The 18440-nt window shown below is 53.0% G+C and carries 16 protein-coding genes and 1 tRNA gene; 3 read left to right on the forward strand and 14 right to left on the reverse strand.

The window, feature by feature from the left end:
- Positions 1 to 11: 11 nt before the first annotated feature.
- From OGY17_RS07330 to OGY17_RS07355, 6 genes are all read right to left on the reverse strand, one after another.
- Positions 12 to 962 (reverse strand): carbamate kinase family protein, encoded by a 951-nt coding sequence (locus OGY17_RS07330; protein WP_008785727.1) that lies wholly within the window; start codon positions 960 to 962, stop codon positions 12 to 14.
- Positions 963 to 988: 26 nt separating this feature from the next.
- Positions 989 to 2539 (reverse strand): hypothetical protein, encoded by a 1551-nt coding sequence (locus OGY17_RS07335; protein ID WP_003825560.1) that lies wholly within the window; start codon positions 2537 to 2539, stop codon positions 989 to 991.
- 117 nt (positions 2540 to 2656) lie between these two features.
- Positions 2657 to 4075, reverse strand: a complete 1419-nt coding sequence (locus OGY17_RS07340) for a YlbE family protein (RefSeq protein WP_191215423.1) — start codon at positions 4073 to 4075, stop codon at positions 2657 to 2659.
- Positions 4075 to 5622: an acyl-CoA synthetase FdrA gene (gene fdrA, locus OGY17_RS07345; RefSeq protein ID WP_191215422.1), complete on the reverse strand. Its 1548-nt coding sequence runs from the start codon at positions 5620 to 5622 to the stop codon at positions 4075 to 4077. Before fdrA ends, OGY17_RS07340 begins: the two co-directional genes overlap by 1 nt.
- Complete coding sequence (locus tag OGY17_RS07350) at positions 5600 to 6499, reverse strand: oxamate carbamoyltransferase subunit AllH family protein (RefSeq protein WP_081003617.1); 900 nt, start codon at positions 6497 to 6499, stop codon at positions 5600 to 5602. The genes fdrA and OGY17_RS07350 overlap by 23 nt, the downstream gene beginning before the upstream one ends.
- A gap of 15 nt (positions 6500 to 6514) precedes the next feature.
- Positions 6515 to 7120, reverse strand: a complete 606-nt coding sequence (locus tag OGY17_RS07355) for an ankyrin repeat domain-containing protein (RefSeq protein WP_008785731.1) — start codon at positions 7118 to 7120, stop codon at positions 6515 to 6517.
- A 390-nt stretch (positions 7121 to 7510) separates the two neighbouring features.
- Between OGY17_RS07355 and OGY17_RS07360 the strand changes: the two genes are divergently transcribed.
- The gene (locus tag OGY17_RS07360; RefSeq protein ID WP_003825551.1) at positions 7511 to 8440 is read left to right on the forward strand and encodes a LysR substrate-binding domain-containing protein; all 930 of its coding nucleotides are present in this window, start codon (positions 7511 to 7513) and stop codon (positions 8438 to 8440) included.
- Between the two features lie 42 nt (positions 8441 to 8482).
- Here OGY17_RS07360 and OGY17_RS07365 read toward each other — a convergent pair whose 3' ends face one another.
- The 6 genes from OGY17_RS07365 to pgaA all read right to left on the reverse strand — a co-directional run bounded on the left by OGY17_RS07365 (position 8483) and on the right by pgaA (position 15407).
- Complete coding sequence (locus OGY17_RS07365; RefSeq protein ID WP_016157396.1) at positions 8483 to 8755, reverse strand: GNAT family N-acetyltransferase; 273 nt, start codon at positions 8753 to 8755, stop codon at positions 8483 to 8485.
- A gap of 11 nt (positions 8756 to 8766) precedes the next feature.
- On the reverse strand, positions 8767 to 8997 hold the full coding sequence (gene yjdI / locus OGY17_RS07370) for a 4Fe-4S mono-cluster protein YjdI (protein ID WP_286606766.1): 231 nt from the start codon (positions 8995 to 8997) through the stop codon (positions 8767 to 8769).
- 82 nt (positions 8998 to 9079) lie between these two features.
- Positions 9080 to 9586, reverse strand: a complete 507-nt coding sequence (pgaD, locus tag OGY17_RS07375) for a poly-beta-1,6-N-acetyl-D-glucosamine biosynthesis protein PgaD (protein ID WP_003825542.1) — start codon at positions 9584 to 9586, stop codon at positions 9080 to 9082.
- Positions 9583 to 10917, reverse strand: a complete 1335-nt coding sequence (pgaC, locus tag OGY17_RS07380; RefSeq protein WP_032944880.1) for a poly-beta-1,6-N-acetyl-D-glucosamine synthase — start codon at positions 10915 to 10917, stop codon at positions 9583 to 9585. Before pgaC ends, pgaD begins: the two co-directional genes overlap by 4 nt.
- Complete coding sequence (pgaB, locus tag OGY17_RS07385) at positions 10914 to 12935, reverse strand: poly-beta-1,6-N-acetyl-D-glucosamine N-deacetylase PgaB (protein ID WP_286606769.1); 2022 nt, start codon at positions 12933 to 12935, stop codon at positions 10914 to 10916. The genes pgaC and pgaB overlap by 4 nt, the downstream gene beginning before the upstream one ends.
- Before the next feature lie 9 nt (positions 12936 to 12944).
- Positions 12945 to 15407, reverse strand: coding sequence for a poly-beta-1,6 N-acetyl-D-glucosamine export porin PgaA (gene pgaA / locus OGY17_RS07390; RefSeq protein WP_048225437.1), 2463 nt, complete (start codon positions 15405 to 15407; stop codon positions 12945 to 12947).
- A gap of 816 nt (positions 15408 to 16223) precedes the next feature.
- Between pgaA and OGY17_RS07395 the strand changes: the two genes are divergently transcribed.
- Complete coding sequence (locus OGY17_RS07395; RefSeq protein WP_125363286.1) at positions 16224 to 16760, forward strand: GNAT family N-acetyltransferase; 537 nt, start codon at positions 16224 to 16226, stop codon at positions 16758 to 16760.
- Positions 16761 to 16793: 33 nt separating this feature from the next.
- Here OGY17_RS07395 and OGY17_RS07400 read toward each other — a convergent pair.
- Positions 16794 to 16867: transfer RNA gene (locus OGY17_RS07400), tRNA-Gly, on the reverse strand.
- 79 nt (positions 16868 to 16946) lie between these two features.
- Positions 16947 to 17705 carry an amidase activator ActS gene (gene actS / locus OGY17_RS07405; protein ID WP_103285965.1) on the reverse strand — a complete coding sequence of 253 codons (759 nt, stop codon included), beginning with the start codon at positions 17703 to 17705 and terminating at the stop codon, positions 16947 to 16949.
- Between the two features lie 166 nt (positions 17706 to 17871).
- Between actS and idi the strand changes: the two genes are divergently transcribed.
- Positions 17872 to 18426: an isopentenyl-diphosphate Delta-isomerase gene (gene idi, locus OGY17_RS07410; protein ID WP_071446519.1), complete on the forward strand. Its 555-nt coding sequence runs from the start codon at positions 17872 to 17874 to the stop codon at positions 18424 to 18426.
- Positions 18427 to 18440: the final 14 nt, after the last annotated feature.

Here is an 18440-nt window from a genome sequence, read left to right on the forward strand (position 1 = left end):
CACGTCTCCTCTCAGGAATGGACAATATGGGTGCCCGTTTCGCCGCGCAGTGCGGCAGGCAGGCATTCCGGCGTGGTGATGATCACTCGTTTACCGCCACGCTCCAGAAACGCCAGGCTGGCAACGATCTTGGGTAACATGCTGCCAGGCGGGAAATGTCCCTCCTGCATGTAACGGGTCATCGTTGCGACATCCACCGTATCCAGCGCCTGCTGGTTGGGTTTGCCAAAATGAATACAGACCTGCTCGACGCCGGTGGTGATCACCAAAATGTCGGCGCGGATCTCCTGCGCCAGTAGCGCCGTGGAGAGATCTTTATCAATCACCGCGTCCACGCTCTGGTAATCCCCTTGATCGCTACGCACCACCGGGATCCCGCCGCCACCCGCGCCAATAACCACAAAGCCTTGCTGGGTCAGCGTTTTGATCGCCTCCGCCTCGACAATGCGCTTCGGTTGTGGAGAGGCGACTACCCGACGGTAGCCGCGCCCCGAATCCTCAACAAAGCGCCAGCCCGGATTGACCCGCTGCAGTTCATCACGCTGCACTTCGCTAAAGAACGCGCCAATGGGCTTGGTCGGATTAGCGAAGCCCGGATCGTTTTTGTCGACCTCCACCTGCGTGACCACCGTAACTGCCCTCTGCTCACCGCGCCGCGCCAGACGGTTATTCAGCGCCTGTTGGATCAGGTAACCGATACCGCCCTGCGTATCGGCAACGCAGTTTGCCAGCGGGGTAAGCGGCAGCCCTTCACGCTCGTGCGCGATTTCCGCACGCCGCAGATCCAGCCCTACCTGTGGCCCGTTACCGTGCGTCAGCACAATGTTGTAGTCCGATGCCAGCATCTCCAGCACCGTATCCGCTACCGCTTTCACCGCTTCAGCCTGGTGTTCAATCGACTGGCTGGCGTTATCTTTGATAATGCTGTTGCCGCCAATGGCAACGACCACAAGTTCTTTCATAGTGTTATCTTCCGCTTGCAGGCAATTCAGGTCGTTTTCGTTGGTTCCTGCTCAGGCGCAGTCACCGCTTCACGGCTATCAAGAACATGCTTGAGGACAAACATGCCACTCATCATCAGGTAGGCCACAACAAACATCATCGAGCTGCCTTCCGCAAAGCCAACCGCCGGGGAGTGAATCACGCCAAACAGCGATAACAGCGCGCCAAAGGCTGCGGCAATCGCGCCGCGTAACGGCTTGTTCATAATGGCGAAGATAGCGACGCAGCCCCACAGCATGCTGGCCAGCGGTGCGCCGCTTCCCAGATGCACCAGTCCGTCGTAATAGACACCTTTGCTGTGCAGCAAGTCACTACCCAGTTTCCCCGCGGATGTTCCGGCGGCACCCATCACGCTGTTGACGATGGTCAATGCCCAGTTGGCGATCCACGGGAACAGACAGATGAAGATAACGGGAACCTCGACTTTGGGCGTTTCTCGCACCACCTGGTTGGCGGTCACCACGCCGATAAACACCAGAATCGGCACTATCGCGGTCATCGGAATAATGGCGAGCATAAACGCGCCCAACCCAAACAGCGGCACCAGGAACATGGTGATGCCTGAAGCGAGGGTATAGCCGATGCTGGCGCCCATCGCTTTCCAGCCCGCATGCCCAACATATACGGTCACCGGGAACGGGTTACCCAGCATGCAGCCGAGCATGGAGGCAAAGCCGTTCGCCATCATGACCTTACGGGTGTTGTACTCATCGCCCGCCGCGTGCGCACTTTCAATGTTCTCCAGGTCAAAAATATAGTTCGCCAGGCCCAAAGGAACTGCAGAAGCCAGATACGGCAGTGCGTGCGGTAAACCTTGCAGGAAGCTGTCGACATGAATTTCCGGCGGGTTGAAGCCAAAGGAAGACATCGAAGCTTTAATGGCTTCCGGGCTTTGTAAACCGGAGATCCACGCCAGGGCCGTACCGGCAATCAGCAGCAGTAAACCGGTAGGAATACGGGCAAAAATCGGCTTCTTACCGAACCAGTTAATGAAGATCAGCAACAGGACGATGAAAGAAACCGTCGGCGCTTCGAATGCCTGCAGCATCGGGTTCATCGCCAGCAGCAACAGCCCCAGGCCGGACAGACAAGAAAGCAGTACCGTACGCGGGATCATCTTGCGGATGGTCTCGCCCAGGAAGGAGCCGCCGACCAGGATCAACGCTTCGACAAAGCACCACACCAGGGCTATCTGGATAGCGAAGTTGGCATCTTTGGTTTGCTGATAAACCGGCATCAGCACCAGGAAGGTCACGGTGAAGATTGACGGTGCACTCGGTCCGGACGGCAGCGCCGTTACGTCGTTACGCCCGGTGTGCTTTGCCATCTGCAGGCCAAACCAGGCGTAGCAGACGCTGGCCACCAGCACCGCCAGACCAAAGGCAGGCGCAATGCGACCATAGACAATTTCGGTAGGGATCCCGACGACAAAAATGAGTAGTCCCATCATTGTCAGCAGGTTAGTCAGGTTGTTGGTCATCAGCCCAAAGTAAGCCGCCCAGTCACCACGTTTCCATTCTAGTTTTATGCTGTTCATGGAATATCCTTAACAGGTTAAGCATCGTTTGCGATCGCGGAGATCGCCCAGCCCTGCAGGTAAGCAACGTTTTTCGCTTCGCTACTGTGGGGCTAATCGCGTTAGCCCCGGTTATTGTTATTGGCAGTAGTGGTCGCGCCAGTTGAGGATCGCCTTTTCAAAACAGGCGAACGGCGGGTGAACTATTCCGGCGCCGATCATGCCGATCCCCGCATCTTTGTGCGCAATGGCGGTGTTGATCACTGGCAAAATGCCGGTGCTGCCCACGCGCGTAATGTCGATAGCGGTCGGTACGCCCATAAAACCAAGCAGCGGAATGGTGACGTTGGGGTTTTCGCCGAGAGTGATTTCTCGCATCTGGCGAGAGAAATCAACGGCCTCTTCGACCGTACCGCCCACCAGCGCTACGATGGCCGGTGCCGTCGCCATCGCGAAACCGCCAATGCCGTAGGTTTCGGTGATCGCGCTATCGCCGATATCACGTCCGGAATCTTCCGGCTTATAGCCCGCAAACATCGGCCCAATCACCTGCTGCGCCGGACCGGTAAACCACTGGCCCGGTAAGCCGCTAATGCGCAGACCGAACTCAACGCCGTTGCGCGCCATCGTCGTCACCACGGTGCTGTATTCAATACCGTGTGCAGCGTCCATTGCGGCTTTACACATCGCCATCCAGGTCGGTCCGGAGAAGTAATCACTACTAAGGACGAACTCGAACACCTCACGTTGCTGCTCAACCGGATAGCCGGTCTGAATAATCCACGGCGTCAGCGCCTGAATCAGCAGCGCCGTCCCGGCGTTGTTGCGGTTATGGCACTCATCACCCATGTGCAATGCCTGCGCCAGCATCAGGCGCAGATCGATTTCGCCCGCCAGCTTCATAGCATCGCGCAGCATCGGTCCCAGCACATCGCGCATCCAGTTCAAACGATCGATAACGCTCTGATCGTTCGCGCCCATACGCAGGATCTTCGCCATCTGCTCGCTCATATTGGTATATGCGCGGTTGCCATAGGTTTTGTTCTCGACGATGTGCATAAACATCGATGCCGACGTCACGCCCGCCATCGAGCCGACACAGTCATGCTCGTGGCACGGAGAGAAGATGATTTCACCCGAGGCGGCCAGTTCCGCGGCTTCATCCAGATCTTTCGCCAGCCCTTCAAAGACCAGCGCCCCGGTTACCGCCCCCTTCATTGCGCCGCACATTTTTTCCCAGCGGATTGGCGGCCCGGCGTGCAGGATGGTGTTACGGGTCATGCCCGGCACGACGTTGATCGCCTGGTCATAGCCAATCAGCACCGGATGCGACTGGATAATGCGTTCCAGCGCCTGCTGGTTAGCGGCCGCGATTTTGTCTGCCAGCGGTGAATCGGCAATGTCGTCCAGTGCCGCTACCACCTGCATGTTGCCCTGGCCCGGCGGCGTCCAGTCGAGCTGGGTCACCGGTACGTTCTGCTTTTTCAGGTCATCGCTGAACATTGCGATACCAACGTTAATCACGTTCAGCGGCTGGTTAAACAGTGTCTGGCTCATCAGGCTTCCTCCCCTTTACAGATAAATTCACGCGCCAGCAATCCGGTGTTGGTGCTACTGCTCGCCCAGATAACCCCGGCGTCGGTCAGCATCTGACACTGTTTTTCCAGCGACGGCGTATCAAGATCGGTTCCCAGCACATAGCCGAGGATCTCAAGCGGACGACCGTCTGCGGCGGCGATCGCTTTGGCTTCAACGATCGCATCGAGCATCACGCCAACCGGATCTTCATGCGATCCAAATCCAAGGACGAAGTCCATCACGATCACGCCAACTTCAGGATCGCGCGCTTCCTGTAACAGACGACTAATGCGGTTGGTGGGATCGATCATCGGGTGCGGTTTGCCATTGGTAAAATCGTCATCACCGAAATCGAGGAAGGTATGCGCCACGCTGCGGTTGAGATCTTTCAGGCGGAATGCCGGATCCGGATGAATGTTGCTGTAAACTTCGGCATGTTTTTCCATGGCAGCAAACATCGCCTCATCGCACAACGTGCCGCCACAGAACAAGCCACGGATGTACTTTTGCTGTGGAGTCAGACGGGCGCGAACCTCTTCAATCAGCGGCCAGTTGAGCGGATGCAGATCCAGACTCTCTTTTTTCACGCCGGTCAGCAGTACCGCTTTCAACGCCGCCTCTTTAGTACCGCGGGCAAACTGCAGGCCTTTTTCATCCGCAGGCGCGGCTTCACGTCCGAGGAAACACACCACCACGGGCTTATGACAGGCGCGCGCACGTTCCAGCACCTTGCGCGCCACCGCTGACGCAGGCGGTTTGGAGATAAGTGCGATGATCTCAGTTTGTGGATCGGCCTCCAGCATGCCAATCGCGTCAAGCATCATCAGGCCGCCAATCTTTTCGCTAAGATCGCGTCCACCTGTGCCAATCAACTGGGAAATTCCGCCGCCAAATTCGTGAATGCGTACGCTCAGCTCCTGGCTGCCGGTACCGGAGGCACCAATAATTCCGATGTTGCCGCGACGCACCGCGTTGCCAAAACACAGCGCCGCGCCGTTAATGATGGCGGTTCCGCAATCTGGCCCCATCATCAACAGTCCTTTTTCATGCGCCAGCTGCTTAAGCGCCAGCTCGTCCTCAAGAGAGACGTTGTCAGAGAACAGCATCACATTGAGGTTATTTTGCAGCGCCTGGCGCGCTTCACGCGCGGCAAACAGGCCATTGACCGAGATCACCGCCAGATTGCTCTCAGGAACATGCTTCTTCGCGCTGGCAAGCGTGGCATAGCGCGATTCATGCTGGCCACCCTGCTCTTTATGCGTAAACAGATCGTCAATCGCCATCAGCGTCTGGTCGTTCGCCGCCTCGCTGGCGCCTTTAATGACAATCATCAGATCGCCACTTTTCGCCTCTTCCAGCTCAGGCGTCAGCAGGCCGAGATTCTTCAGCACGCCCTTATTCATCTCTGTCGCCATAGCCACAAACGCCTGCTCAACGCCATCGAGCTTATTTGCGCGCGTGGAGATAGACATCAGTGAGACAGAATCAAAATACGTGTTCTTTTTAACAACTATCCTGATCGACATAATTCCCTCCGGACCTGTGGCTCAGGGCGCAGGCATCCGCCATGCCATACAGCATGTCGCAGCCAGAACTTGAACCGATATTTTTAATGTCAGTAATATATTGCGTAGAAACGAGTTGTTGCTCAGTAATAAATTGGTTCAGCAGCCGTCCGATGCTTTCCCGATAACGCTGATTAAATGCTTCCTCTAGCGTTATTTTGCTAAGTAGCGTTGTATTATTTCCTGCACGTTGCAATGCCGCTAAAAAATCGTCTCTATATTTCCTCAGCGGATGTCCGGGAATAAATAAAATGGTGCTTAAGCCTACTAAATAATCATCCGATGAGGGCGTCAGCCCTATCCCCAAACCAATTAAATGGCTGACCGCCGTAGTAATATTTTCTCCTGTACGCAACGCCGTCAGTAATGTTTGTCGGCGGTTGAGTAATTGACGGGTGATTTCCTGATAAAACGGATTGTCACCCCGGTACAGAAATAATGTGTCGTCGCTTTTTAGCTGTTGGCGGATAACCTCTTCCCAGTGCTGCCAGCCGACTGCGGCAAGGCTTGCTGCATCAGATGTCCACCGTGGTATTCGCCACAGCTGGCAACCGGCGGTTTCTATCCATTTATCATTGCCAACAACTATTCCCGACCCGCTAAAATTGACCCGCTCACCGGGGTGAAACAGGTCTTCACAATGCGTCAGCGCCAACCGACAGCTGTTAGGTGCGTTATCACAATCTTCACTCAGTAACGTCAGCAGCCGCTGCTGTTCGGGTATCAACAGGTTTACCGCGTGGGAAAAAACCTGTTCAACCCGTCCCGTTCCCCGGAAAGTGAGAAACGCGCTGTCTGCGGTTAGCGCCCGTACGCATCGCCGTGATGGCGTAGCGATAATGGCGCTCCTGTGTCAGGCTCCGGCCGCAATCAGCAGCTCGGCAATTTCGTGGTACCCTTTCTCTCGCGCCAGTTCCAGCGGGGTTTTACCGTATTTATCCGTCATGTGTGGGTTTGCGCCATGGTCGAGCAGCAGCTTAACGATCTCCTGCTGCTTCGCACCGCCGTCATTTAGCACGATGGCTTCCAGGAGCGGCGTCCAGCCAACAAAATTAGTATGGTTGACATTGATATCGGTACGCAGCAGTAGTTCGCGCACGATCTCGACATGACCTTTTTCGCTGGCAGGTGTAATACCAACGCCGCCAAAACGGCTCAGGCAATTGAGGTCAGGGTCAGCCGGTAATACCGTACGCAACAGCGTTAAATCATTAGTCAGGCAGCTAATCAGGAAGGGGTTAAAACAAGTTTGATCTTGTTTATTAATATCGGCACCCGCAGCAATCAATAAAGAAACACAGTCATAATGTTTATTCAGGCTGGCAATAATAATGGCAGTACGCCCCTGGCGGTTGGTGGCGTTAATATCCACATTTTTTGCCAGACAGGATTTTAATCCATCGGCATTGCCCTGCTCTGCCGCCAGCAGAAATTCAGTAATGAGTTCTTTCTCTGACATAATTGCTCTCCTGCAGTTTTTTAGACTTTTTAAATATCCGATAACCTGAGAATAGCAATAGAGTGCAGAGAATAACATCCGCTTAAATTTCATTCATCGTTAGCGCATCGATTATTGAATCAATTTTAACAATGAGAACAAAACGTGCTGTAGTGCAATCTTTCCCTTATGGCTGGGGCCCTTTTAGCCACTAATCAGTAGTCCGGGAAATCAGGCGGTATGCTGCACGGATAGCGGCCTGCAATTAAAATACAGAAGTGTGATTGCCTTCAAATCAAATGTAAAACTAGTGTTAAATTCTGTTCAAAACTGATTGCTCTGTATAAGGATTACAAATACATTCAACAATCATCGTGTTGCGGATGCGCATTGTCGCCGGAGGGGAGAAAGATGAATTCAATATTTACCGAGGAAAACCTACTGGCATTTACGATGGCTGCCCGCTATAGCAGTTTCAGCAAGGCGGCGGAGGAGCTTGGCTTAACCACATCGGCAATTAGTTACACCATTAAGCGCATGGAAATGGGTCTCGACGTGGTGCTGTTTACCCGCAGTACTCGCAGCATTGAGCTGACCGAGTCCGGGCGTTACCTGTTTCGCAAGGCGACCGACCTGCTCAACGATTTCCACGCCATCAAGCGCAGCATTGATACCATCGCTCAGGGAATTGAGGCTCGGGTGCGCATCTGCATTAACCAGCTGTTGTATACCCCTCAACATACGGCGAGGCTGCTGCAGGTACTCAAGAAACAGTTTCCAACCTGCCAGATAACCGTCACTACAGAGGTGTATAACGGCGTCTGGGATTCGATCATCAATAACCTGGCCAATATCGCCATTGGCGCGCCCGATACATTACTGGACGGCGGCGGAATTGATTACACCGAGATCGGCGCGATCCGTTGGTCGTTCGCGATTGCCCCGGATCATCCGCTGGCGTTTATGCCTGAACCCATCTCTGAGAGCCAACTACGCCTGTACCCGAACATCATGGTGGAAGACACCGCGCACACCATCAACAAAAAAGTCGGTTGGCTGTTACACGGTCAAGAGTCGATTCTGGTTCCCGATTTTAATACCAAGTGCCAGTGCCAGATCCTGGGGGAGGGCATCGGTTTTCTGCCAGACTATATGGTGCGCGAGGCGATGGAAAAGTCGTTGCTGGTGACACGGCAGATCCACAACCCACGTCAGGATTCACGAATGCTTTTGGCAACCCAGCATTCGGCAACCGGTCGTGTCACTCAGTGGATTAAAAAAGAGTTTGGCCCGCAAGGGATACTGACGGGGATTTATCAGGATTTACTGCATCGAGCGTGATGCACCGGATGGCTGTTATACCTTCCAGTGCATATAAGATAATCAGGCGCGGATATCGTCGTACTCGCGGGTTTTATCAAATTCATGTTTGGCAAACGGGCACAGCGGAATAACTTTGCGGTTTTCAGCGCGCATCTTCTCTACCACTTTCGCCACCAGCAGTTTGCCGACGCCCTGACCTTTCAGACTGGGATCGACATCGGTATGTTCAATGATGCTCAGATGCTCGCCCGTCGGCACGAAAACAATCTCGGCAACCTGGTTGCCCTCAGCATCATTGACATAAAACTTGTTATGGCCTGCAAGAATTTCCATGCTTCCCTCACTCATTTTTGGCGATATTTCAGCGCACCGCTCGGACAGGTATCGATGACCTTGATGACCGTGGCAACGTCCACTTCATCCGGAATAATCCACGGTTTACGTTTCAGGTTAAACAGCTTCGAGCTTCCCCGCACGCAATTGCCCGAATGCTGACACATCGCCGTGTTGAAGTAGACGTCAATCTTCTCGCCAGTATAGGCCCGGTAACCTGCATCCAGTAGTTCCTTATCCACGACATTGCCTCGCATTTTTTTATTGTCTGGGTCTAATCATAGACCTATGCGAGGCTGAAGGAAGCGGCTGAAAGCAGAAATATCATTCAGGCTTTTTCTGTATCGACGGCTGCGGCTCTGGCGGCAAATACTCCAACATCGCTGGCGTCGGCGGCGGGAGGCGGTTATCGGCAATATCCCTGTCCACATCGATATGACTGATTTCGCCATTCTCATGATGGTGGACCGTCAGCACCCTCGCCTTGTTCAGTTCCGTAACCAGCTCCCGAGTAATACGCAAACTTTCTGCCAGCTCATGGTCTTCAAGCCCGGGTCTGCGACTGCGGCGTTCGACCCGAAAACGAAACTGGTTGTACTTCGCCCAGCCAATCAGCACCAGGCCGTTGACCAGGGCGACAAGGATATAAAACGTGACCGTATCCAGCGTGGTGAAAAAGGGTCGCACCCCCATATACGGTGAATGCGCCAGGGCTGTGATCAGCCCTTTATAGATCAAATAGATAAATCCAACCCATGCGATGGCCGTCAACAACACATCGATGATGCGCGGCAGCAAACGCCGCTCCGTGAAGATCAGTGGCTGGTTCATGATTCGATCCTCCCAATTCCACGGTCAGGACTCACCCAGCGCGCCCTGCCGCGTTTGCGTTTAAGCATCACTTTCGGGAAAGCCACCAGCGTAGTGAACAGGCTTAGCATCCAGTACACCACCGGGAACCAGATAATCCAGAACAACGAGGCGCCAATGCCTTTTTCATAGCGTCGTTCAATCATCAGACTCACCGCAAACTGTATTAAGCAGACCACACCGAGAATAAGCCCGGTAAAGGCTGGCGGGAACAGATGCTGTACATACAGCGAGTCCGGCATCGGGATCATCAGCCCTAACAGGAACAGCACGATACTGATCGCATAGGCAAACGACCAGGCGGTAGAAAAACAGAACTCAAGAAACAGCGGCCACATGCGGCGGAACTCCCACGACCACAGACGACGCATGTTAACGATAAACACCTCTGCACCACCCTGCGCCCAGCGCAAACGCTGCTTCCATAGCCCTTTTAATGTTTCAGGCATCAGGATCCAGCACAGTGCGCGCGGCTCAAAGAATACCGACCAGTGGCGCAATTGCAGCTTCCAGCTGATATCGATATCTTCGGTGATCATGTCCGGGCTCCAGTAACCGACCTCGGCCAACGCGCGACGACGAAACGCCGCAACTACGCCGGAAACGGTAAAGATCTGCCCATAGACTCGCTGAGTACGCTTAATTAAGCCGATAATGGAAGAGAACTCACCGACCTGCACACGACCGATTAACGTAGAGCGGGTTCGAATACGCGGGTTCCCCGTCACTGCACCAACGCGCGGGAACTGGATCAGCGGGGCCACAATATAGGCAACGGCATCACGATCCAGTAACGCATCGCCATCAATGCACACCAGGTAATCACTGCGCGCAGCGGCTGCACCGGTCTTGAGCGCCAGCGCTTTACCCTGGTTTTCAGCCAGATGAATCACCCGCAGGCTGGGGTATTCCACTGCCAGTTGTTCCAGCACGTCGTGAGTGTCATCCGTCGAGCCATCGTTGATGGCGATCACTTCGATATTCTTATATCGCTGTGCCAGTGCTGCCTCAATGGTTTCACGCGCGTTGATCCCTTCGTTAAAACAGGGGATCAGAATGGAAACCAGTGGATTCCCCGGCAGGGTCGGTGGTGGCGTGTCATCTCCCCATTTCCAGTGACGTTCACGGTAAAACCAGAAATAGACCCCGCCGCTTATCCACAAAGCAGACATGAACAATGGCCAGAAGAAGACGAAGTTCAACATCACTTCACCCGTAAAGATGACAGCCACGCCAAACGGCAGGCTGAACATCAGGCAAAGTATCAGGAAAGCAATAATGCGATCGGTCATTTTTGCGGATACCAGTATGAGGAGAACGTCGAGCGAATCTCTGACATCTCAGGTTTGTCGCTGATGAAATCATCCGGGTAATAGCCGTAGTTACCTGCACCGCTTAATTTCAGCTGGCGCATCCATTCGGCTATTTGTTTTCCGCTGATTTCAGCCTGATCCCCGGATTTACGCCAGTCTCGTGCCTGCAGTTCAAACACGGTTTTATCCAGCGCCCCAGGGGTTTGTGCAACGGCATTCACCAGTCGGTCAAGCCATGCGTTGGCATCATTGGCCGGGATCTGTTCCATGAATGGCATCGCCATCGGCGCCGTCCAGTCATAGGTATTGAGGAAATCATTCAGGTTTTGTGCAAACCAGGCTTCACTTTCAGGCTCCAGTACCGGCATGGCGTAAATATTGCGCGCAGTTTGCACCTGTGGACCGCGAATATTACGCACCGTCCGGGTCAGTTGTTTGGTGAAGTCAATCAGCATCTTACTTTTCAGGCGAGTCCAGCGCTCGAACGCCTGAGGATTATTACGTATTTGCTCGATACTGCCCGGAAGCCCTGCGGCACGGTAGGCGGCTAACGCCTCCGGTGACGCATCTTCAAAATCCGTCAGGAAAGCATCGTCATGGAACAAAATACCTTTGAAGCTGGCGTGCTTCGCCAGGTCTTCATAGATTTCAGTGATGCGTTTGCGCGCTTCGCTGTCCCAGGGCGAGAGACGAACATAGTTCTCGTGATTGATAGCAGTGCGTCCCGTTTTCGGATCCCATGCGGTTACGCGTGGAATGGACGCGTCGAGATCGAAAGCCAGAACCGGCATCCAGGCATACACCGTCACCCCTGCCCGCGTTTGTAACTGCCAGGAGATATAGTTAAAGAGATCGGCACGCATCGGCAGCCAGCGGTTGGGGAAATAGAGTTCGCGAATATTCCCGTCGCCCTGCGGATCGGCGTACGCCTGCAGGAAGACATGAGAAATACGCATGTCATAAACGCGCTGGATCAGCTTATCGATATTTCGCTTCTGCTGAGCAGGGTCTTTGTCATACACGTAATCCAGATCGACATGCATCACGCGCATCGTCTGTGGTTCACGGACCTGAGCGACCTGACTGGCAAAGCGCTTAAGGGATGGGTTATCAGAAATCAGCACGCGCGGAATATCATCGAGAAACGCGGCATTTGCCAACCCTTCATTAAGCGTAAAGGCCATCTTATAGCCATGCTCTTTGGCCAGGTTTAACGTTGTACCGTTGGCTGCGCCGTAAGGCCATACCCACGCGCGCGGCGATTTGGCGGTCACCGCTTTGATCTTGTTAGTGATCAGAGAGATATCCGTGTTTATACGTCGCGTGTACTGTTCGTCCGTTTCGTAAGTGCCGGTTTTCTTATCATACAGGCGGTTCGCCACAGCGGGCTCTTTACTCCCCTGCGGGTTGGCCTCAGCGCCAAAGTGCGAGTTCCAGGTGTGCGCACCGACTTCTACCAACGGCGACTTGCCCATTTCTTCGACCATTTTCCAGGTGGCGAATTTATCTCGCGCGGTCATTAAGCCGCCAAAATCGACTTTTTTGTTGGCTGGCGCATCAACCCAACTGCCTACTGGTGCCCAGAGTGCAGGCCAGTTGTAGGCTTTCAGCAATGGCCAGACGCGGGTATAAAAACTGCTATATCCGTCGTCAAAGGTGAGTAATACCGCTTTTTCCGGCAGTACAATTTTACCGTCATGGGCGTCCAGAATTTGCTGCACGCTGATCGGCTGATAGCCATTATCACGCAGCCAGGCCATTTGGTCGCTCAACGCGCTGGTACGCACAGAGAGGTAGCGCTGGTCGGCTGCACCATCCTCCACATCATGGTAGCCGAGCACCAGAAAGCTATTTTTCGGCCACGGATGATCCGCCGTCAGCGGTGTTCTCTCTGCGGGAGGAACATAGCGAGGCGTTGTATTGTGCGCGCTGCTGCACGCGGTAATCATCAACCAGCCAGCGATTAATGCGCTAAGCCACAGGCATCTTTTCAGCATGAACAATCCTTAAAACCTGACATTTAAATCGAAAGCGAGGGAGATATTCCGCTCACGTTTACCGTCATAGGGGCGTTTATCCCAAATCAGCATCACCCCGCCATCTACGACGTTGTTCCATTTAAGCCGTTGGCCGTATCCCACCTGGACGATAGCACCTGCATCTTCACCTTGCTGCCAGTAGCCACCTACGCCTGCCAGGCCTTGCTGCGTCCAGACGGTATCATAGTGGCGGTAAAGAACCTGCTCCGCGCTCAAGCCAGGGACAACGGAAAAATCACTCTTCGGGTTGTAATACGGCACATTCTCTTTGGTGTTGGTGCTCCCGCCGATACCCGGCGTAAAGTCCAGCGTGAAGCGCGGCGTGGTCCACATGCGCTCTTTTCCGCTGAGTCCATATTCGATGCGATCGTTACCGTCCGAGAAATGTGATGCGGCAAACGACAGTTGATATTCACGTCGTTCGTTTTGATACCAGCGAACAAACATATCGCCGCCGTTGGCATACACGCCACTACGCAGCGCGCGCAACGGGGTATTGCGAGAGAGGCGTTCGGCCGACCCACCAACGCGCCAGTTGTCATTAAAGTCATGCCAGCCGGATAGACGCCCGCCAATCTTCTGACCATCGCCATAATTTCGGCCTGACACTTCCATTTCCGCCCAGTAATCACGGGAAGTCCATTCTGCCCCCGCCGCCAGATCGCGGCTGATGCCCTTCCCTTCCTCAAATTCACCGGTAGCGAAGTTGAATCCGGTAAACAGTCGCCAGTTGTCATTAATCGGCGGACTGTAAATAGCCGTGTTGATGTTGAAGTCATTCTTACCGCTGACCGGGCTATCGGACGAGATCCCCTGCGTTCCGCTAATGCGCACTTCCGACATTTTGTGGACATCACGAATACGCGCGAGGCGTAGCGTCGCTTCATCATCCGGGCTACGGGCAATAACGTCATCCGTCAGTTCATCTGCCTGTTTCCACTCCTGAAGATCCAGTGCAACGTAAGCCTGCTGACGTTCCAGCTCCAGGTTGCTTGGCTCAATGACTTCCGCCAGCTTAAGCTCTTTCTCCGCCGCATGCGGCAATCCACGCGCTTCAAGCACAGAGGCATAAGATATGCGCAATCCCTGGTTACCAGAGCCTGTTCGTGCCAGATGCTCTGCGAGCTTTTCTGCCTCTGGCAGTTCATTGGCAGCGATATGATATTGCGTCAGTAGCGACTGTCCGAGCAGCCAGTTATCGTTAGGCTGCGGCGTTGGCGAGCCATAGATACGCCGCAGATACGGACTCTCTTTGATCAAATCATCAACTTGTTTTTTGGCAGCATCGAAGTTTTCATTATCAATGTGCGCGTAGAACAGATCTTGTTGATCCTCAGGACTGAGCGGCGTCACCGGGATAGGTCCATTCGGGTAGTAAATGCTCGCCAGCATCGCTTCGGTTTTTTCCGGCTGACGTTCGCTTAACCATGCTGATGCCACCCAGCGTTTTGCATAGTTTGGTACTTCGCCGCTTGCAGAAAGGGACTCATACTCATCAATCACTTCGGCAGTACGCTTACGCACCAACAAGGCACCCATACGGTCAATTCTCGCCCGACGGACATCATTCTGCGCAGACGGCTCATCTTTCCAGGCCGCCAGCAACTGGTCATAACGGGCCAGCGCTTTATCGGCCACGATAAACCGTTCTTCTTCATTACGTGCGGACGTATAGGAGGAGCGTACCATTTCAGCCGCCGCATCAAGCTCAAGACGGCGCTTCACTGGATCAGCAGTGGGAACGACCTCCGCAATATTTAAAGCGGGTCCGGAAACGCGGTTCGCCGACAGCGCAGATAGCAGCGTGGATTTTGCATTTTTGTTGCCTGGATCAACATCATCCGCCTGGCTGGCAACCAACAGTGCATCCCAGTTTTTCCCTTGAGAATGATATACGTAGGCAAGCAGTGCGTCGGAGTCTGCGCCCGGATGCGCCTGCGCCCATTTATTCGCTTCAGTAAGGGCTTGCTGATTGTAGCGCGCATCCGCCAACGTCATTATCCAGCCGGTGCGTACATCCACGTTATCAGGCTCTTCCTGTAAAACGCTTTCCCACACCGCCAATGAATCATTCCAGTTTTTCTGGTTACGGTACGCACGTGCAGCGGCGACTTTGCCGCGCGCAGGCACATCCATCTGCCCACGATACCGCTGCCAGATTTGAATGGTTGTTTTATCGTTGTTATCGACCCAACCAGAAACTTGCAACCAGTCGGCAACCTGATTTGGCGTTAGCGCACTTTTCTTTCCCTGATCCTCAAGGTAGCGCAATAGCGGCGCACTATTCCCTCCCCGCGCTTCAATAACCAAAGCATCATAATCTGATACCGCAGCAGAGATTTGCATAGGGAAAAGAATGCTTGCCGTAAATAAACAGCTTACAGACTTAAAACGTTTAATGAAGTTGGCATGTCGACGCATACTGAACATATCTGCCCTTATATCTTACATCAGAGTAAAAATAAGCGTTTTCAATAAGTTACAGTCAATCCCTGACAGTTGCCGACCATGTAAGATGCACTGCCGCTTATTTCGTAATAGGGTTATGAAGCAATTAATTCTTTCGTCTTATTGACTACCCGCACCGCGTCCTCTAATCGTTGGACAGGAGGCATAAACTCGGGAATTTTATCACTCCATGTAGTTCGTGGCTACGCAATAAGAAAATTCTTAGGCAAAAAAGTATTTTAGACTAAATAATCCTAATACTCTTGGGATTGAATTCTGGATTTAAACAAAGTTTGCCCGGTGACATCATGTGACGATGCTTACTATTGCTGGTTAGCATAGCTACACCGCGCAACTGTTTGCATGGTAACTATTTTGAGAGGTGAATAGAGAAAAATCTGATAATAGGCTCTCTGCTAACAACAAAATATAACTTAATTTTTAGGGCTCAAACAGGGCCAATGAAATGAAAATAAGGGTACAGGCGCAAGAAGAATTAGATACAGTAACAATGCGTTGAAATCAAACAACTTTATTTATCATTTTTCGAAACCTACCATAATTGGTATTTGGAAACTCAATCAAATACGTGCGTGAATAATTGTGTATTACTCTACCTGTTAATATATTTACCAACCTTGCGTACTATTGACAATATCAACCACAATCAATTATTTCCCCTTACAATATGCAAGCCTATTTGCATTACAAGCAACTGATAGAAGCATAATTTTTTGCACTTACCTTCCCCTCAGTCTTTCAGGTAATCTGGGCAAAGACGCCAATGGGAGCCGGTCAATGAAAATCGTTAACGCAGAAGAAAAGCACATCCTCACCATACGCGATATCTATGCACATCATGTTCTTCACGGTACCGGCAGCTTTGAAACCGACCCGCCGGATGCACACGAGATGCTTGCTCGTCTGGAAAAAATCCGCAGCCTCGGGCTGCCGTGGGTCGTCGCTCTGCAGGAAGATAAGGTCATCGGGTATTGCTACCTCACCCGCTACCGCGAGCGCTATGCCTACCGCTATACCCTTGAGGATTCGATTTATATTGCTCCAACGGCTCAGCGTCAGGGTGTAGGAAAAGCCTTACTGCGTCATGTGATTGGCTGGGCTGAAGCACAGGGTTATCGGCAACTGATTGCCATCGTCGGCGACAGCAATAATCAGGGATCGTTAAAAGTCCATCAGCAGGCCGGATTTACGCAAATCGGCACACTGAAAAACATTGGCTTCAAACATGGGCTATGGCTCGACACGGTATTGCTACAACGTAATCTGGGTGAAGGTAACAACACGCTGCCACCGGATTCCGGTGTCGCTATCTAACGTTTTTAAGGATTAACTACAGGGAGAGAATTTTGGAGCGGGCGAAGGGAATCGAACCCTCGTATAGAGCTTGGGAAGCTCTCGTTCTACCATTGAACTACGCCCGCATCAAAGTGCGTAAGGGATTATAAACCTTACGCTCTTCTTGGCAAGGGACTTACCCACTGACTGGCGATTAATTCACCGTCAGCATTTTGGCTTACTGCCCTGCGGCGGTAAATAACGCAGCGGATCGATAGCCGTCGCCCGGTAGCGGATTTGGAAATGCAGCCGCACCGTAGTCGCATCCGAGCTGCCCATCGTCGCGATTTTCTGCCCGGCCTTCACGTTTTGACCGTTGTTCACCAGCATGGTGTCATTATGCGCATACGCAGTGATGTAGTCCTCACTGTGCTTAATCATGATGAGATTACCATAGCCCCGCAGCTGATTACCGACGTAAACCACCTTCCCGGCTCCGGCGGCATAAATCGGTGTACCGCGCGCAGCCGAGATATCAATGCCTTTATTGCCGCCGTCCGCGGTTGAATAAGGCAGGATCACCTTACCGCTGGCAGGCCACTGCCAGCAACGTTGCCCTACCGGAGGCCATGAAGACTGCGGTACGGACGAAGACGGTCTGGCCGCTGCCGTTTTGGTTGAGGATTTCTTGGTTGTTTTGCCAGAGTTAGAACTGGTTTTCGCGCCACCGCTGACCTTCAGTTTTTGCCCTACTTCAATGGTATAGGGCGGTGAAATATTATTCAGGCGGGCGATCTCTTTCACGCTGGTCCCGGTAGCGCGCGAAATACGGTATAGCGTATCCCCCCGCTTCACGGTATACACGGAGCCGGAATAACTTCCTGTATCAGACGACTTGCTCCCGGAACACCCTGCTAACAGCAGACCGACACAAAGCAACATCACGATACCCAGGCCATTTTTCTTCAGGCGTCCTGCACTCAAAACAATACCTCGCAACATTTTCAGACGCTTTATCATAGCAGCCAGACACCGGATGCCAAATCATATCGCGCAACGAATCGTCGGCCCTGGCATTTCACACCCTCTGTTAATCAATCTGACTTAATTAAGCATATAATATGGGTGCTTAAGATTGATGGTGGACGCTATGCGACAGGAACATGTCATTTTATTGAATGAGCAGGACCAACCCTGCGGAACGCTGGAAAAATATGCGGCGCATACCGCCACAACTCCCCTGCATTCCGCTTTCTCGTGCTGGATATTTAACGAGCTGGGCCAACTGCTGGTCACCCGCCGCTCGCTGCACAAAAAAGCCTGGCCTGGCGTCTGGACCAACTCTGTCTGTGGTCACCCGCAGCTGGGTGAAACCCACGAAGCAGCTATTGTTCGCCGGGCTCGCTTCGAACTGGGTGCAGACATCGACTTGCTCAGCCCCGTATACGCTGACTTTCGTTATCGCGCTACAGACCCGAGTGGAATAGTTGAAAACGAAGTGTGCCCGGTTTATGCCGCACATATCGTGAGTCCGCTACAGCTAAACCCAGATGAAGTGATGGATTGCCAGTGGAGCAGTCTTGAGGATGTCTTAAGCGGGATTGACGCGACGCCGTGGGCTTTTAGCCCGTGGATGGTAATGCAAGTTGCAGACAAAGAAGCGCGTGCGCTGTTGCGGAATTACTGCCAACAAATTATTGCCTGATGGCGCTACGCTTA

The organism is Citrobacter sp. Cpo126 (assembly GCF_030332445.1).
Taxonomy (GTDB): domain Bacteria; phylum Pseudomonadota; class Gammaproteobacteria; order Enterobacterales; family Enterobacteriaceae; genus Citrobacter; species Citrobacter portucalensis.

What these genes read in the sequence shown, in the direction of transcription:
- pgaA (WP_048225437.1), bottom strand. Translation starts at nt 15,407, where the DNA reads ATGTTCAGTATGCGTCGACATGCCAACTTCATTAAACGTTTTAAGTCT.
- OGY17_RS07335 (WP_003825560.1), bottom strand. Translation starts at nt 2,539, where the DNA reads ATGAACAGCATAAAACTAGAATGGAAACGTGGTGACTGGGCGGCTTAC.
- OGY17_RS07330 (WP_008785727.1), bottom strand. Translation starts at nt 962, where the DNA reads ATGAAAGAACTTGTGGTCGTTGCCATTGGCGGCAACAGCATTATCAAA.
- pgaB (WP_286606769.1), bottom strand. Translation starts at nt 12,935, where the DNA reads ATGCTGAAAAGATGCCTGTGGCTTAGCGCATTAATCGCTGGCTGGTTG.
- idi (WP_071446519.1), top strand. Translation starts at nt 17,872, where the DNA reads ATGCGACAGGAACATGTCATTTTATTGAATGAGCAGGACCAACCCTGC.
- OGY17_RS07395 (WP_125363286.1), top strand. Translation starts at nt 16,224, where the DNA reads ATGAAAATCGTTAACGCAGAAGAAAAGCACATCCTCACCATACGCGAT.
- pgaD (WP_003825542.1), bottom strand. Translation starts at nt 9,586, where the DNA reads ATGAACCAGCCACTGATCTTCACGGAGCGGCGTTTGCTGCCGCGCATC.
- OGY17_RS07355 (WP_008785731.1), bottom strand. Translation starts at nt 7,120, where the DNA reads ATGTCAGAGAAAGAACTCATTACTGAATTTCTGCTGGCGGCAGAGCAG.
- OGY17_RS07360 (WP_003825551.1), top strand. Translation starts at nt 7,511, where the DNA reads ATGAATTCAATATTTACCGAGGAAAACCTACTGGCATTTACGATGGCT.
- pgaC (WP_032944880.1), bottom strand. Translation starts at nt 10,917, where the DNA reads ATGACCGATCGCATTATTGCTTTCCTGATACTTTGCCTGATGTTCAGC.
- OGY17_RS07340 (WP_191215423.1), bottom strand. Translation starts at nt 4,075, where the DNA reads ATGAGCCAGACACTGTTTAACCAGCCGCTGAACGTGATTAACGTTGGT.
- OGY17_RS07365 (WP_016157396.1), bottom strand. Translation starts at nt 8,755, where the DNA reads ATGGAAATTCTTGCAGGCCATAACAAGTTTTATGTCAATGATGCTGAG.
- fdrA (WP_191215422.1), bottom strand. Translation starts at nt 5,622, where the DNA reads ATGTCGATCAGGATAGTTGTTAAAAAGAACACGTATTTTGATTCTGTC.